General features: G+C 72.3%; 13 protein-coding genes. 8 read left to right on the top strand and 5 right to left on the bottom strand.

Features of this window, described 5'->3' with window-relative positions; all coding sequences use genetic code 11:
• Positions 1–73 precede the first annotated feature (73 nt).
• Both H293_RS0116265 and H293_RS0116260 read left to right on the top strand, forming a co-directional pair.
• Positions 74–1,117, top strand: a complete 1,044-nt coding sequence (locus H293_RS0116265) for a LacI family DNA-binding transcriptional regulator (protein ID WP_028807895.1) — start codon at positions 74–76, stop codon at positions 1,115–1,117.
• 159 nt (positions 1,118–1,276) lie between these two features.
• Entirely contained in the window at positions 1,277–1,699 is a 423-nt protein-coding gene (locus H293_RS0116260) for a helix-turn-helix domain-containing protein (protein WP_020118919.1), read from the top strand.
• Positions 1,700–1,732: 33 nt separating this feature from the next.
• Here H293_RS0116260 and H293_RS0116255 read toward each other — a convergent pair whose 3' ends face one another.
• On the bottom strand, positions 1,733–2,272 hold the full coding sequence (locus tag H293_RS0116255) for a peptidoglycan-binding domain-containing protein (RefSeq protein ID WP_020118918.1): 540 nt from the start codon (positions 2,270–2,272) through the stop codon (positions 1,733–1,735).
• Between the two features lie 215 nt (positions 2,273–2,487).
• The gene (locus H293_RS0116250; protein WP_020118917.1) at positions 2,488–3,147 is read right to left on the bottom strand and encodes a ThuA domain-containing protein; all 660 of its coding nucleotides are present in this window, start codon (positions 3,145–3,147) and stop codon (positions 2,488–2,490) included.
• Between the two features lie 72 nt (positions 3,148–3,219).
• Here H293_RS0116250 and H293_RS0116245 point away from each other — a divergent pair, with 72 nt between their 5' ends.
• Together H293_RS0116245 and H293_RS0116240 are read left to right on the top strand one after the other, a co-directional pair.
• Positions 3,220–3,852 (top strand): VOC family protein, encoded by a 633-nt coding sequence (locus tag H293_RS0116245; protein WP_028807894.1) that lies wholly within the window; start codon positions 3,220–3,222, stop codon positions 3,850–3,852.
• 52 nt (positions 3,853–3,904) lie between these two features.
• Positions 3,905–4,306, top strand: a complete 402-nt coding sequence (locus H293_RS0116240; RefSeq protein ID WP_020118915.1) for a VOC family protein — start codon at positions 3,905–3,907, stop codon at positions 4,304–4,306.
• On the opposite strand, the gene H293_RS0116235 is transcribed toward H293_RS0116240, so the two are convergent.
• Positions 4,289–4,954, bottom strand: coding sequence for a helix-turn-helix domain-containing protein (locus tag H293_RS0116235; RefSeq protein ID WP_020118914.1), 666 nt, complete (start codon positions 4,952–4,954; stop codon positions 4,289–4,291). The two genes, H293_RS0116240 and H293_RS0116235, sit on opposite strands and share 18 nt — an antisense overlap.
• 9 nt (positions 4,955–4,963) lie before the next feature.
• Complete coding sequence (locus tag H293_RS0116230; protein ID WP_028807893.1) at positions 4,964–5,923, bottom strand: AraC family transcriptional regulator; 960 nt, start codon at positions 5,921–5,923, stop codon at positions 4,964–4,966.
• Between the two features lie 81 nt (positions 5,924–6,004).
• On the opposite strand from H293_RS0116230, the gene H293_RS0116225 reads away from it, so the two are divergent.
• The gene (locus H293_RS0116225) at positions 6,005–6,841 is read left to right on the top strand and encodes an NmrA family NAD(P)-binding protein (RefSeq protein WP_020118912.1); all 837 of its coding nucleotides are present in this window, start codon (positions 6,005–6,007) and stop codon (positions 6,839–6,841) included.
• A 107-nt stretch (positions 6,842–6,948) separates the two neighbouring features.
• Here H293_RS0116225 and H293_RS0116220 read toward each other — a convergent pair whose 3' ends face one another.
• Positions 6,949–8,097, bottom strand: coding sequence for a YihY/virulence factor BrkB family protein (locus tag H293_RS0116220; protein WP_028807892.1), 1,149 nt, complete (start codon positions 8,095–8,097; stop codon positions 6,949–6,951).
• A gap of 587 nt (positions 8,098–8,684) precedes the next feature.
• Here H293_RS0116220 and H293_RS0116215 point away from each other — a divergent pair.
• From H293_RS0116215 to H293_RS0116205, 3 genes are all read left to right on the top strand, one after another.
• A complete protein-coding gene (locus tag H293_RS0116215; protein WP_028807891.1) occupies positions 8,685–9,893 on the top strand; it encodes a heparan-alpha-glucosaminide N-acetyltransferase domain-containing protein in 1,209 nt (402 codons plus the stop codon).
• A gap of 35 nt (positions 9,894–9,928) precedes the next feature.
• On the top strand, positions 9,929–12,391 hold the full coding sequence (locus H293_RS0116210) for a Pls/PosA family non-ribosomal peptide synthetase (RefSeq protein WP_020118909.1): 2,463 nt from the start codon (positions 9,929–9,931) through the stop codon (positions 12,389–12,391).
• Between the two features lie 83 nt (positions 12,392–12,474).
• Complete coding sequence (locus H293_RS0116205; protein WP_020118908.1) at positions 12,475–14,598, top strand: non-ribosomal peptide synthetase; 2,124 nt, start codon at positions 12,475–12,477, stop codon at positions 14,596–14,598.
• Positions 14,599–14,608: the final 10 nt, after the last annotated feature.

Below are 14,608 nucleotides of genomic sequence, written 5' to 3'. Positions count from 1 at the left end.
TAGGAAGCGCTTACTGCTTCCGCGCTGGTCGAAACTTTCATGGCCCTCGGGCGGGCCGGAGAGGTGGTTCCCGATGGTCCGCACGGGGAGTGCGAGCGTGGCGGCCGGTCCCACGCTGGCGGTCGTGGCCCGGGAGGCGGGCGTGTCGGTGCCGACCGCCTCCAAGGTGGTCAACGGCCGGGAGGACGTGGCCCCCGAGACCCGCCGCCGGGTCACCGAGGCGCTGGACCGGCTCGGCTATGTCCGCAGACCGAGGTTCGACGCCGCGAAGACGTCGGGCCTCGTCGACCTGGTCGTGCACTCGCTGGAGACCTCCTGGTCGGGGGCGGTGCTGCACGGCGTTGAGGCGGCCGCCCACGACGCGGGCCTGGAAGTGGTGGTCTCGGCCGGGCTGACCCGCAACCGTGCCGGACGCCCGGACCGCGGCTGGATGGACAAGCTCACCGCGCGCGGCTCCTCCGGGGTGCTGTTCAACCTGGCCGAGCTGACGTCGTCGCAGTACGGCTGGCTGGACCAGCACCGCATCCCGTACGTCCTGATCGACCCGGTCCTGGAGCCGCCGCCGGGCGTGGTCTCGGTGGGCGCGGCGAACTGGCAGGGCGGGGTGACGGCGACCGAGCACCTGCTGGCGCTGGGCCACGAGCGCATCGCGGTCGTCGCCGGCCATCAGCGCAAGATGTGCAGCAGCGCCCGCGTGGCGGGCTACCGTTCCGCGCTCGCGGCGGCGGGGATGCGGCAGCGGCCCGAGTACGTCCGGCACGCCGGTTTCGAGGAGAGCGCGGCCCACCGCCGCACGCTGGAGCTCCTGGATCTGCCCGGACCGCCCACCGCGGTCTTCGTCTGCTCCGACCACATGGCCCTCGGGGTGTACGAGGCGCTGGCAGAGCGGGGTCTGCGCGTCCCCGACGACATCAGCGTCGTGGGTTTCGACGACCTCCCCGAGGCCCGCTGGACCACTCCGGCGCTCACCACGGTCCGTCAGCCCCTGTCGGAGATGGCGGCGACGGCCCTGCGTCTGCTGGTCCGCATGATGGAGGGCGAGCGCCCGGAGAGCACCCGGACCGAGCTGTCGACGCGACTGGTGGAGCGGGCGAGCACGGCCCCGCCACGCGACTGACCGCCGATCGGCTGCAGGGGCCACCCACCGCCGGATTCGTTCAGCTTCGGTCATCCGCGGGCGAGGGGAACTGGCCGGGGCGGACGGGCGTCGAACGTTGCGGCGGGGAGGGGGGCCGCTGCCCCTGCCAGGGCGGCGGCGAGCACTTGGGGGACGACGATGACGCGCTGGCGGCCGCTGCCGGACTCGCTTCCGAGGGAGGCGCGGCATCTCGTCGAACAGCTGCGGCACCTCAAGGACCGTACGGATCTGAGCCTCGCCGAGCTGGCCCGGCGCACCGCGTACAGCAAGTCGTCCTGGCAGCGGTATCTCAGCGGGGCCAAGCAGCCGCCGCGGGGGGCGGTGCAGGCGCTGTGCCGGGTGGCGGGCGCGGACCAGGGGCGGCTGCTGGCACTGTGGGACCTGGCCGACCCGGTCTGGCCGTACGGCACGGTGGTGGGCGTGGTGGCGCAGGAGGTGGCGGTGTCGGTTCCGGCCGCTCTGGAGTACCGGCGGTGGCGTACGGCGGCGCTGGTCGCGTTCGCCGTCATCGTGCTGCTGGTGGCTGGGGTGCTGTGGGCGTGGCCGTCGGGGAGCGGGTGACCGCGGGGCCGCCCGCTCCCCCGCCGGCCGGGGTCAGCCGACCTGGTCGTAGTACGCGATCCGCCAGGGTCCTGTGCCCTTGAGCTTCACCCGGTACTTGCCGCTGACCCGCTTGAGGTCGACGTCCCGCTTGTCGCCCTGGTAGCGGACACTGCCGCCCGAGCCGGGGCCGTGGAGCCACTGCTGGGCGAACTCCCAGCTCTGGTCGGTGACCACGCCGTCGTTGTCGGTGAGGCCGTAGTGCTCCTGCCACCACTGGGTGGCCGACTCGGTCTCGGGGCCGAACGAGCCGTCGATCTGGCTCTTGGCGTAGTTGTGCCAGTCCCCGTCCTCGTCCTGCCACTTGGCCCCGTCCGCGTACAGGACGGACTGCCACAGGGCCGTGGCGTTGCTGTTGGCGTGGTCGTCGACGCTCAGGTTCTCCTCGTCCTGGAAGTCGTCACTGACGACGCCGTTGCCGTCGATGCCGTGGTACGAGGCAGCGTCCGCCGCCGGCGCCACGGCGAGGCCGAGCGTCCCGGCGCCCAGCAACGCGGCCGTCATCATCGCGACGGCCCGCTTGCGCATGCTCATGGAAGTCTCCCTTTCCGAACCGCCGTGGTTCCCCCCGTGGTTCCCCCTGGGGCGGCTCGCTTGGCTTGGCACGGCACAGACTCACAGGACTGAGGTGCGCACGGCGAGACCTGCCCGCGTCCCCGGGCCGGCGGGGGACGGTCCGTGCCGCGTACGGCGGTGTGGTCCGGGAGCGCGGGCCGTACGGGGACCTGCTGGGACGGGCTGGGACAGGCTCAGGACCCGCTGTGCGCCAGCCGTGCCGCCCAGGTGATCCCGCCGAGCAGATGGGCCCGGAAGTCCGGGTCCGCCCATGCCTCGGCGGCATGTCCGAGCGCGGTGTAGAAGACGCGGCCCGCGCCCTGCTCCCGGCACCACACCAGCGGATGGTCGGCGCCCATGCCGCCGCCCTGGTACGACGACTCGTCGGCGCACGCCAACACCCGCACGGACCCTCGAGGGTTGGTCCGGAAGTCGTACCACTCGTCGGTGAACTCCCATACCGCGGGCAGGTGTCGGGTGGCCGGGTGGTCGCGGTCCTCGACGCGGATCCTGCCGGGCTGGTACGCGGGGTGCTTGTCGAACCGGGCGCCCAGCAGTTCGCCGTAGTAGGGCCAGGTGTACTCGGTGCAGGCGGCCGCGTGCACGCCGACGAACCCGCCGCCCGACTCCACGTGGGCGGCCAGCCGTTCGCGCCCCGCGGGGGTGAGGATCTCACCGCTGGTGGAGAGGAAGACGACGGCGGCGTAGCGGTCGAGGGGCCGCTCCAGGGCCGCGGGGTCCTCGCTCGCGTCCACCGCGAAGCCGCCGAGGGCGCGGACGGCGTCGACGGCGGCCGGGATGGAGTCGTGGCGGTAGGCGGTGGTGCGGGTGTGGACGAGGAGTCGGGGAGCCATGGCCCGAGCCTAGGAGGTGTGTCACCGTACAGGTGTTCCGTCGTGCGGTCGGGGCGCCGTAGCGTCGGCGCGGTGAACGCGATTCCCGCACGGCTGGACCATCTGGTCCTGGCGACCCCCGACCTGGCGGCGACGGTCGCCGACTTCACCCGGCGCACCGGCGTGAGCCCCGCCCCCGGCGGGGTGCACGTCGGTCTCGGCACCCGCAACCATCTCGTGTCGCTGGGCGGCACCGCCTATCTGGAGATCATCGGCCCGGACCCGGAGCAGCCGGAGCCGAGGGGCCCGCGTCCCTTCGACGTCGACGCGCTCGCCGCCGCCCGCACGGTCACCTGGGCGATCAGCCCGCCCGACCTGGACGCGGCGGTGGCGACGGCCCGGGCCCGTGGTTACGACCCCGGCGAGATCCGCCCGATGAGCCGCCGCCGGCCCGACGGCACCCTGCTGGAGTGGCGCCTCACGGACGGCGACACCCAGCACCCCTCCGGCCTGGTCCCCTTCCTCATCGACTGGGGCGCCACCGCGCATCCGACGGCCTCCGGCCTGCCCACCACTCCCCTGCGCTCCCTGACCGCGACCGCCCCCGCACCGCACGAGATCCGTCGCCTTCTCTCCGCCCTCGACACCGAACTCCCCCTCGCCGAGGGGCCGGTGGGCCTCTCCTTCACCGTGGACTCCCCGCGGGGACCGGTGACCTTCGGCTGAGGTGTCCGATTCCTTCAAGACCGGGTGCCCCGCCCCTGCCTACGGTGGCGTCATGACTCCACGATTCGACGCCATCGGTCTGGTGGCCTCCGACCTCGCCGCCTCCGTCGCCTTCTACCGGCGGCTCGGGTTCCCGTTCTCCGAAGGGGCGGAGACGCAGCCGCACGCCGAGGCCGAACTGCCGGGCGGTGTACGGCTGATGCTCGACACCGAGGACACGGTCCGCTCCTTCCACCCCGGTTGGCGGGCGCCGGCCGGCGGCAGCCGCACCGGGCTCGCGCTGCGCTGCCACAGTCCGGCCGAGGTCGACGCGGTGTACGAGGAGCTGGTGGGCGAGGGTTTCCACGGGGAACTCAAGCCGTGGAACGCCGACTGGGGCCAGCGGTACGCGTCCTTGCACGACCCCGACGGCAACAGCGTCGACCTGTACGCCCCGCTAGCCGGCGGCGAGTAGCCGCCCGAGCGGCACGCCCGCCAACTCTCGCACGTCCCGGGCGAGATGGGCCTGGTCGGCGAAACCGCACCGCGCCGCCGTCTCCGCGAACGGCACTCCGGCCCCGGCCAGCGCGAGGGCCCGCCGCAGCCGCAGGATCCGGGCCAGGGTCTTCGGCCCGTACCCGAACGCCACGAGCGACTTCCGGTGCAACTGCCGTGCCCCGAGGCCGATCTCGTCGGCGGTCGCGGCGACGGGACGGCCCGCGCCCAGAGCGGCGACGAGGGCGTGCAGGGAGGGGTCGGGAGGGGCCGCGCGCTCCAGGGCGATGTCCTCCAGCGCGGTGGCGGGGTCGGGGGCCTCGGTGATACGGCTCCGCAGCCGCCGTACCTCCGGCGCGGGCCAGAGATCGGCCAACTCCACTCGCCGGTCCCGCAGTTCATGGGCGGGCACCCCGAGGAAGGCGGGCGCGGAACCGGGAGAGAAGCGCAGGCCGGTCCAGGTGCTGGGGGCGCCCGCGGTGACGTACGCACGGGTGTCGGGCCCGGCGACGAGGAGTCGCTCCTCGTGCCAGAGCAGATCCATGCACCCGTCGGGCAGGACGCGTCCGGACCCGTCACCGGTCCAGACGACGGCACCGGCGAGCCGGGACGGCCGTTCCGTGTACACGTCCCCAGGCTACGGCCGGCCGGCCCGCAGCCGGAACTCCTGCGGGCTGACCCCGTAGCCCCTCTTGAACGCGCTGGACAGCGCGAACGCGCTGGACAGCGCGAACGCGCTGCCGTACCCCACCTGCCGGGCGATCGCGTCCAGCGTCGCGTCCCCCTCCCGCAGCCGGTCCGCCGCCAACGCCAGCCGCCACCCGGTCAGATAGGTCATCACCGGCTCCCCCACCAGCTCACTGAACCGCCGGGCGAGCGCCGCACGCGACACCCCCGCCTTGGCGGCGAGGGAGGCCACCGTCCACGGATGCGCGGGATCGTCCTGCATCAGCCGCAGCACCCGCCCCACCACAGGGTCCGCCAGCGCCGCGTACCACGCGGGCGCCTCCGCCTCGGGCCGGGAGAACCAGGCCCGGAGCGCCGCGATGACCAGCAGGTCCAGCATCCGGTCCAGGACGACCTCCTGCCCCGGCTCGTCACGCACGATCTCCTCCATGAGGAGGGGGGTCAGCGGGCACTCCCACACGTCGGTGGTGAGCGACAGCAGCGGCGGCAGCGCGTCCAGGAGCCGGTTGCTGATCTCGCCCTCCATCAGATACGTCCCGATGAGGACCACCGTCCCGCCGTCGAGCCGGTCGCCCCAGGTGCGCACGCCGAGGTCCATGGAGCCGTTCAGGGACCGTCCGTCGGGGTAGCTGCACTCCGCGCCGGGCAGGATCAGCGCCTGCGGGGCCGTACCGGGGTCGTCGGCGCAGGTGTACGGGTCGGGGCCGCGGGCGATCGCGAGGTCGCCGGGGCGCAGCCGGACCGGCTCGCCCGCGTCGGGCAGGACCACGGCTTCCCCGCGGACCATCAGCATGACCGTCAGCGGTGCCCGGTCCTCCACCCGCACCGCCCACGGCGGGTCGAAGCACGCGCGGATCATGAAGGCGCCACGCGCCCGCGGTCCTTCCAGCAGGCCTGCCAGAGCGTCCATGCGGCCAGCGTAGACGCGTACGCATGGGAATGAGCCGTTCAGCGATGGGCCCGTGCCGGGCACGGGAGTTGACTCGACGGCATGACACAGAACACGCGCAACACGACGGTGGTGGTGACCGGTGCCTCGGGTCGCACGGGCAGCCGGGTGGCGCGGTCCGCTCGGGCCGCGGGGCTGACGGTGCGGGCGGCCTCACGGGCCCAGGGGTTCGACTGGCAGGACCGGTCCACGTGGGAGCAGGTGCTGCGGGGCGCGGACGCGGCGTATCTGGTGTACCCCTCGGACATCGGCGCCCCGGGGGCCGCCGAGGCGCTCGGGGCGCTCGCGCGGGAGGCGGTGGGGGCCGGCGTACGGCGGCTGGTGCTGCTGTCGTCGCGGGGGCAGGACCGGGCGCGGGACGCGGAGGAGGCGCTGCGTGCGTCGGGGGCCGACTGGACGGTCGTACGGGCCGCCTGGTTCGCGCAGAACTTCAGTGAGGGGCCGCTGGTCGAGGAGCTGCGGCTGAGCGGGGAACTGGTGTTCCCGGCGGGCGAGGTGCGGGAGCCGTTCGTGGACGTGCGGGACATCGGGGACGTGGTGGTGGCCGCGCTGGTGGCGGGCGAGCGGTACGTCGGGGAGACGATCACCGTGTCGGGGCCCCGGCTGCTCACCTTCGGCGAGGCGGTCGCGGAGATCGCGAAGGCGACGGGGAGGGAGCTGACGTACCGGGCGGTGTCGGCGAAGGAGTACGGGGAGCGGCTTGCGGCGTTCGGGGTGCCGGAGGGGGAGGCCGGCGCACTGGTGGAGGCGTTCGAGCAGCTGCTGGACGGGCGTAACGCGTATCTGTCGGACGGGGTGCGGGAGGTGCTGGGTCGCGAGCCCCGGGACTTCACGGACTTCGCGAGGGAGGCGGCGGCTGCGGGGACCTGGAAGGTCTGACGCGGGCGAGCGATGCTTTTTGGGGGCGCGGGGCTGTGTCGATATGCGGCTCCGCCGCGTGGGCGCGAGAAGCCCCACCGGCCCGCACCCGACGACGGACGCCCCCCTCAGGACCCCTCCGGCTTCCGCGGGGGATGCGTCGACTTCGCGTGCGTCCGCAGGCGGGACGTCACGTCCTCCGGCGGCAGGAAGCGCGACCACCTCTCCGGGAACTCCGACGGCATGTCGGGGTCGTCGGGATCGTCGGGGCCCGCGTCCCGGACCGCCGCGGCCGCGCGGGCCACGTACTCCGCGACCTGCGCCTCCCGCACCCGTTCCTGCGCCGCGCGCGCCGCCGCCGTGGCCGCCGCGGGCCACACGCGGTCGATCGCGGCGTTCATCGCCGCGCCCACCAGGACCGCGAAGGCCGAGACGCCGATCCACAGCAGCACCGCCACCGCGGCGGCGAGCGAGCCGTAGATCGTCGCGCCCTCGATCGTGCTCTGGAGATAGATCCGGAGCAGGAAGCTCCCCAGCACCCACATCGCCAGGGCCACCAGTGCGCCCGGGACGTCCTCGATCCACGGTGAGCGCACCGGCACCGACACGTGGTACAGGGTCGTCAGGAAGGCGATGGACAGGATGATCACCACGGGCCAGTACAGGACCTGGACGACCGTCGTCGACCACGGCACGATCCGCACCACCGCGTCCGGACCCGCCACCATCAGCGGCAGCGCCACCGAGCCGATCAGCAGCGCCGCGACGAACAGCGCGAACGCCACGAGCCGGGTCTTGACGATGCCGCGGACCCCGTCGAGGCCGTACATGACGGTGATGGTGTCGATGAAGACGTTCACCGCGCGCGACCCGGACCACAGGGCGAACAGGAAGCCGACCGAGATGACGTCGGGACGGCCGCCCTTCATCACGTCGTCGAGGATCGGCTGCGCGATCTCCCGTACCCCCTTGTCGGACAGGACCGTGCGCGCGGCGTCCAGGAGGTTGGCCTCCAGGCTGCTGATGCTGTCGGTGCCGGTCCAGTCGTCGACGTAGCCCAGCAGGCCGATCAGGCTGAGGAGCAGCGGCGGCACGGACAGCAGCGAGAAGAACGCGGCCTCGGCGGCGAGCCCCAGGATGCGGTACTCGATGCACGAGTTGACGGTGTCCTTGAGCAGCAGCCAGGCGGTCCTGCGCTTCGACACGTTCCGGTAGAGAGCACGGGCCCGGTGGAGTCGACCGGAGGGTGGCTGAGGGGATTCGCTTGCTGCCTGCACGTCCTAAAGGTATCCGCCACGCGAGCGTGCACTCATCCCCCCGTCCCTGTCCGGGGCACGCCCGTGCGGGGAACGCCCGCTCGCGTTCGGTTCCGTCATACCGCGGAAAACGCCGGGCAACCCCGGGGAAATCGCGAAGAAAATCGAACCCCTTTTCTGTCATGAACCCGCTGGCCGGTTTTCGCGGACCCGGGAACCGGAATGCCCGACGACATGTGCACCGTCCATGAAGTGAGTTCCCCGGTGGCGCCACCGAACGGCATGAGTGATTCCTATCGGCAGCGAACTGCCGACCGGCAGGAAACCGCCATTGACTGAAACGCGCTTGACCCGTTCATGAGCGCCTCGAAACAATTCGGATTGCATTCTCAGGGCTCCGACCAAGGCCCGAGTCAGGCCACCCCGTCCCCCTCGCGTGGTCACTCCAGGCACATACCGAACCGCTCCTTCTGCATATTCCATTCCGTGCCTCACGGCACTTCCTTTTCTTCCGGAACACCGGAACCACGGGGGTCCCTCTTCATGATTTTCCGCTGCGCGGTGAACAGCGGGCGATATTCCGCCGTATCCCACTCTGGAGAATTCGCATGCCTGCTCCATACACACCGAAGCAAGCCGCGCCGCGCATCGCGGGGGTCGATGTGGCACGGGGGCTCGCCCTGCTCGGAATGTTCTCCGTTCACGTGTTCGGGGCATTCGACGAGGCCGGATCGCCCACCCCCGCCTGGATGTTCGCGGGCGGCCGTTCCTCGGCGACCTTCGCCGTGACGGCCGGGATCGGTCTGGCCTTCACGACCGGCGGTCGGCGGCCTGCGACCGGGCGGCCCGCGGCCGTCGCGGTGGCGGCGCGGGCTGGTGTCATCGCGCTGATCGGGCTGCTGCTCGGCTACGCCTCGCGCGCGGCGGACCTGGACGTGGACGTGATCCTGGTGTTCTACGCCCTGTTGTTCCTGATCGCGATCCCGCTGCTGGGCCTCCGACCGGGGACCTTGACGGCGCTCTCCCTGTCCCTGGCCGTGGGGGCGCCGTTCGCCGTCCACGCGCTGCGGGGCGCACTGCCCCGGCCCGCGTTCGACGGCGACCCGACCCTCCAGGACCTGGTCACCGATCCGCTCGGCCTGGTGTCGGACCTGCTCGTGCACGGCGACTACCCGGTGCTCGCCTGGACCGCCTATCTGTGCGCCGGACTCGCCCTCGGCCGCCTGGACCTGACGTCACGCAGGCTCGCGCGCCGGCTCCTCGGGGGCGGTCTCGCGCTCGTGGCCGGGGTCTGGCTGGTGTCGTCCCTGGTCCTGTTCCGGTTCGACGGGCTGCGGCAGCTGTGGCGCGCGGAGTTCCCCGGCGCCTCCCGCGCCGAGGCCCTGTGGGACAGCCCGGACGGCGTGACCTGGTGGGCGCTGCTCTCCCGCGCGCCGCACGCGACCACGCCCTTCGACCTGCTCCTCACCTTGGGCTCGGCGGCGGCGATCCTCGGCGGCGCCCTGCTGCTGACCAGGAGCGCCCTGCTCACGCGGGCTCTCACCCCGCTCGCGGCGGCGGGCAGCATGCCGCTGACCCTGTACGCCGCCCATGTGCTCCTGCTCGCCACCGGCGCGCTCTCCGGCTCCCCCGAGCTCCTCTACGCCGCCATGACCACCGGAGCGCTCCTGTTCGCCCTCTCGTGGCGGCACGTCGGACGTGGCCCGCTGGAAACGGTCGTCGCAGGCGCGGCCCGGCGGTGTCGCGAGGCCGTAACACCGCCGCAACCCCCGGAACCGGTGGCGGACCCGGTCCGACTTAGCAAGCACACCGAATAGTCCATAAGACCAAAAGTAATGATCTAGGAGCTCAAGTGGTGGTAAATCCCGGCGACATCACGACAGTCGCCCCGGTGGACGGCACCGCCCAGGTCCTCGCCGAGGTGCTGGCCGGGGTCGTGAAGACCGATCAAGTCCCCCTCGACAGCCACTTCTTCGACGACCTGGGCGCCAACTCCCTGGTCATGGCGCAGTTCTGCGCCCGGGTGCGCAAGCGGGACGATCTGCCGCAGGTGTCGATGCGGGACGTCTACGGCCACCCGACCATCCGCGGCCTGGCGACCGCTCTCGCCGAGGTCCCGGCCACCGGACCGGCCCCCGCCCGGCCGGCCGAGCCGCCCCCGCCGCCGGGCAGCACCGCCCGCTATGTCCTGTGCGGGGTGCTGCAGTTCCTCGTCTTCGCCGCGTACTGCTCCGGAGCCGGTGTCGCCACCGCCGCGGGGTACTCCTGGATATCCGGCGCCGACGGCCTGCTCCCCGTCTATCTGCGCTCACTCGTCTTCGGCGGTGCCCTGTTCCTCGCCCTGTGCACGCTGCCCGTGGTGGCGAAGTGGGTGCTGGTCGGCCGGTGGAAGGAGACCGAGTTCCCTGTCTGGAGCCTCGCCTACGTCCGCTTCTGGCTGGTCAAGGCACTGCTGCACGCCAGCCCGATGGTCCTGTTCACGGGCAACCCGCTGTACGTCCTCTACCTGCGGGCCCTCGGCGCCCGCATCGGCCCGGACGTCACGGTCCTGTCCCACTCGATGCCGGTCTGCACCGACCTACTGACCGTCGGCGCCGGCACGGTGATCCGCAAGGACGCCCTGCTGCTCGGCTACCGGGCGCACGCGGGACGGATCCGCACCGGCCCGGTCACCCTCGGCCGGGACGTCTTCGTCGGCGAGAAGACCGTCCTCGACATCGGCACGTCCATCGGCGACGGCGGCCAGCTGGGCCACTCCTCCGCGCTGTACGACGGTGCCGCGATCCCCGCGGGCGAGCGCTGGCACGGCTCCCCGGCCCGCCCCACCGACGTCGACCACATCCGGGTCCCGGCGACCGGCTGCACCTCCGCGCGCCGGGCCGGTTACGCCCTCGTGGCGCTGCTGCAGACGCTGCTGGTGTACGTCCCGCTCGGCATCGGCGGTGTCTTCCTCGTGATGGACCTCGTGCCGGCGCTGGACCCGCTGCTGGAACCGAACGCGAAGGAACTCGCGTCGGCGGCCTTCTACGCCGAGGCGCTCGCCCTGTCCGTCGCCCTCTTCGCCGGTTTCGTGGTCCTCGGCCTCGTCACCGTGACGGTGCTGCCGCGGCTGCTGAACCTGGCCCTGACGGCGGACCGGGTCTATCCGCTGTACGGCTTCCACTACTCCGTGCAGCGCGCGATCGCCCGCATGACCAACATCAAGTTCTTCAAGTGGCTGTGCGGCGACAGCTCGTACATCGTCCCCTACCTGCGGTCCATCGGCTACGACCTCTCACGCGTCGAGCAGACCGGCTCGAACTTCGGAACCGAGGTCGCGCACGAGACGCCGTACCTGGCCACCGTCGGCAGCGGCACGATGGTCGCCGACGGGCTGTCGATCCTCAACGCCGAGTACTCCAGCACCTCGTTCCGGCTCTCACGGGTCACGATCGGCGGGCAGAACTTCCTCGGCAACCACATCGCCTATCCGGTCGGCGGCCGCACCGGGGACAACTGCCTGCTCGCCACCAAGGTGCTGGTGCCGCTCGACGGCGAACTCCGCGAGGGCGTGGGCCTGCTGGGCTCGCCGCCGTTCGAGATCCCGCGCACGGTGGAGCGCGACACCCGCTTCGACCACTTCCGCGAGGGCGACGAGCTGCGCCGCCGCCTCTCGGCCAAGAACCGCTCCAACGCCCGCACGATGGCCCTGTTCCTCTTCCTGCGCTGGCTGCACTGGTTCCTGCTGACGCTGCTCGGCTTCGCGGCCGTCGACCTCTACGGCGGCCGGGGCGCCCTCGGTGGACTGCTGATCGGCGCCTACCTGATGACCGGCCTCGCGGTGACCGTCGGCTACTGGGCGCTGGTGGAGCGCGTGATCACCCGCTTCCGGCCGCTGAAGCCGCGGCTGTGCTCGATCTACGACCCGTACTTCTGGTGGCACGAGCGGCTGTGGAAGGTGCCCGACCACCATCTCGTGGTGTTCAACGGCACCCCGTTCAAGAGCCTGGTCTGGCGGCTGCTGGGAGTGCGGATCGGCCGGCGGGTCTTCGACGACGGCTGCTACCTCACCGAGCGGACGCTGGTGGCGATCGGCAGCGACACCACGCTCGGCCACCACTCCAAGGTGCAGGCCCACTCCCAGGAGGACGGCACCTTCAAGTCCGACCACATCGTCATCGGCGACGGCTGCACCGTCGGGACGGGCGCGCTGGTCCACTACGGCGTCGCGATGGGCGACGGCGCCGTACTCGGTGCCGATGCCTTCCTGATGAAGGGCGAGGAGATGCCCGCGGGGGCGCACTGGGGCGGGAATCCGGCGGTGGCACGTGCCTGAAGCACCCGAAGCCGGCCGAACCGCCTGCACTGCCTGCACTGCCTGCACTGCCTGAACGAAGAACACACAGGGGGACGAACGTCATGGAAACAGCTCCGCACCGCCCGCCCGGTCCGCTGCCGGACATCGGGGAGTACGCGATCCCGCTGCCCGCGGGCACACCGACCGATCCCGCCGCGCTGCTCGCGGCCCGCACCAGGGTCCTCGCCGCCCTCTCGGGCGGCACGGAGGACACGTCCGGCGCCGACCTGCGCGTCACCGTCACCGACGGCACGCTGCGTCTGCGCTACCGCGCCGGTGTGCTCGACGCCGAAGCCGCCGCCCGCATCGCGGGCTACCACCTCACCGCGCTCACCCATCCGGACCGCCGGAGCCTGCTGTCCGAGAAAGAACTCCGCTTCCAGCTGGAGGAGTTTGCCGGCCCGGTCCGTGAACTCCCGGACCGGCGGGTGCACGAGCTGTTCGAGGAGCGGGTCGAGAAGCACCCGGACGCCGTGGCCGCCGTACAGGACGACCGGCGGTGGACGTACGCCGAGCTCAACTCCCGCGCCAACCGGATCGGCCGGGCGCTGCTGGCCCGCGGCCTCGCGGCCGAGGACGTCGTCGCCGTCGTCATGGAACGGAACCTGGACTGGATGGCGGCCGTGCTCGGCGTGCTCAAGGCGGGCGGGGCCTATCTGCCGGTCGAGCCGCACTTCCCTGCCGAGCGGGTCGCGAGGACGCTGCTGCGGGCGGGCTGCGCGTTCGTCGTCACCGAGGAGGGCAGCACCGGATCGCTCTCCGGAACGTCCGCCGGGACGGGTACGGCCGCCGAGACCGTTGCGTCCGCCGAGACGCTGTTCGTGGACACCGCGTACGCAGAGGGCCACGCGGGCGACGATCTCGGAGTCCCGGTGTCGGCGAACCAACTCGCCTACATCTACTTCACGTCCGGCTCCACCGGTGAGCCCAAGGGCGCCATGTGCGAGCACGCCGGTTTCCTCAACCACGTGCTCGCCAAGGTCGAGGACCTGGGGATCGGCGAGGACGACGTGGTCGCGCAGACCGCCCCGCAGTGCTTCGACATCTCCCTGTGGCAGCTGCTCGCCGGGCCGGTCGTCGGCGGGCGGACGCTGATCGTCGGGCAGGACACGATCCTGGACGTGCCGCGGTTCGTGGACACGGTGGTGCGGGAGCGGGTTCATGTGCTCCAGGTCGTGCCGTCGTATCTGGAGGCCGTGCTCGCCGAATTGGGGCAGCGGCCGCGCGAACTGGCCGACCTGCGCTGCGTGTCGGTGACCGGCGAGGCGGTGAAGCGGGAGCTGGTGCAGCGCTGGTTCACCACCGCGCCCGGCATCAGGCTGGCCAACGCCTACGGCCTGACCGAGACCTCGGACGACACCAACCACGAGGTGATGGACCGGGTACCGGACGGCGACCGGGTCCCGCTCGGGCACCCTGTGCGCAATGTGCGGGTGTACGTCGTCGACGAGGACCTGGTCCCTGTGCCGCTGGGCGCGCCCGGCGAGATCGTCTTCTCCGGGGTGTGCGTGGGACGCGGCTACGTCAACGATCCCGAGCGCACCGCGGCCGCCTTCATGGAGGACCCGTACCGGCCCGGCGAGCGGCTGTACCGCAGCGGTGACGTGGGGCGCTGGCGGGCCGACGGCAGGCTGGAGTTCCTCGGCCGCCGGGACACCCAGGTCAAGATCCGCGGGTTCCGTGTCGAGATCGGCGAGATCGAGAACGCGCTGCTGCGGGTGGACGGGGTGCGCGACGGGGCCGTCGTGGTCGTGCGGGGCGCTCAGCTCGCCGCGTTCTGCGCCGGGCCCGAGCCGGTGGCCGCGGACACGGTGCGGGAACGGCTGGCCGTGTCGCTGCCGTCGTACATGGTCCCCGCCGTCGTGCACTGGCGGGAGCACCTGCCGGTGACCGCCAACGGCAAGACCGACCGACGCACGCTGACCGTGCTCGCCGAGGACCTCGACACTGGTGCCGCGGGTGGGCCCGTGACGGACGGCGAGCGGCGGGTGGCGGAGGCATGGGCCGAGGTGCTCGGCGTTTCCGCCGACCGGATCGGCCGCCTCGACCACTTCTTCGACCGCGGCGGCAGCTCGCTGTCCGCCGTGCGTCTCGCGATCGCCCTGGACCGGGCGATCACCCTCCAGGACGTCGTCCGTCACCCGGTCCTCGCGGACCTGGCGGATCTGCTCGACCGGCGCAGCTGAAAGGAACACC

The sequence above is a fragment of the Streptomyces canus 299MFChir4.1 genome (assembly GCF_000383615.1).
Lineage (GTDB): Bacteria > Actinomycetota > Actinomycetes > Streptomycetales > Streptomycetaceae > Streptomyces > Streptomyces canus_C.
This window is presented reverse-complemented; position numbering and strand designations above follow the sequence as displayed.

Coding starts and splice junctions, on each gene's coding strand:
- H293_RS0116215 (WP_028807891.1), top strand. CDS start 8,685: ATGCCTGCTCCATACACACCGAAGCAAGCCGCGCCGCGCATCGCGGGG.
- H293_RS0116255 (WP_020118918.1), bottom strand. CDS start 2,272: ATGAGCATGCGCAAGCGGGCCGTCGCGATGATGACGGCCGCGTTGCTG.
- H293_RS0116225 (WP_020118912.1), top strand. CDS start 6,005: ATGACACAGAACACGCGCAACACGACGGTGGTGGTGACCGGTGCCTCG.
- H293_RS0116240 (WP_020118915.1), top strand. CDS start 3,905: ATGACTCCACGATTCGACGCCATCGGTCTGGTGGCCTCCGACCTCGCC.
- H293_RS0116260 (WP_020118919.1), top strand. CDS start 1,277: ATGACGCGCTGGCGGCCGCTGCCGGACTCGCTTCCGAGGGAGGCGCGG.
- H293_RS0116265 (WP_028807895.1), top strand. CDS start 74: ATGGTCCGCACGGGGAGTGCGAGCGTGGCGGCCGGTCCCACGCTGGCG.
- H293_RS0116205 (WP_020118908.1), top strand. CDS start 12,475: ATGGAAACAGCTCCGCACCGCCCGCCCGGTCCGCTGCCGGACATCGGG.
- H293_RS0116250 (WP_020118917.1), bottom strand. CDS start 3,147: ATGGCTCCCCGACTCCTCGTCCACACCCGCACCACCGCCTACCGCCAC.
- H293_RS0116230 (WP_028807893.1), bottom strand. CDS start 5,923: ATGGACGCTCTGGCAGGCCTGCTGGAAGGACCGCGGGCGCGTGGCGCC.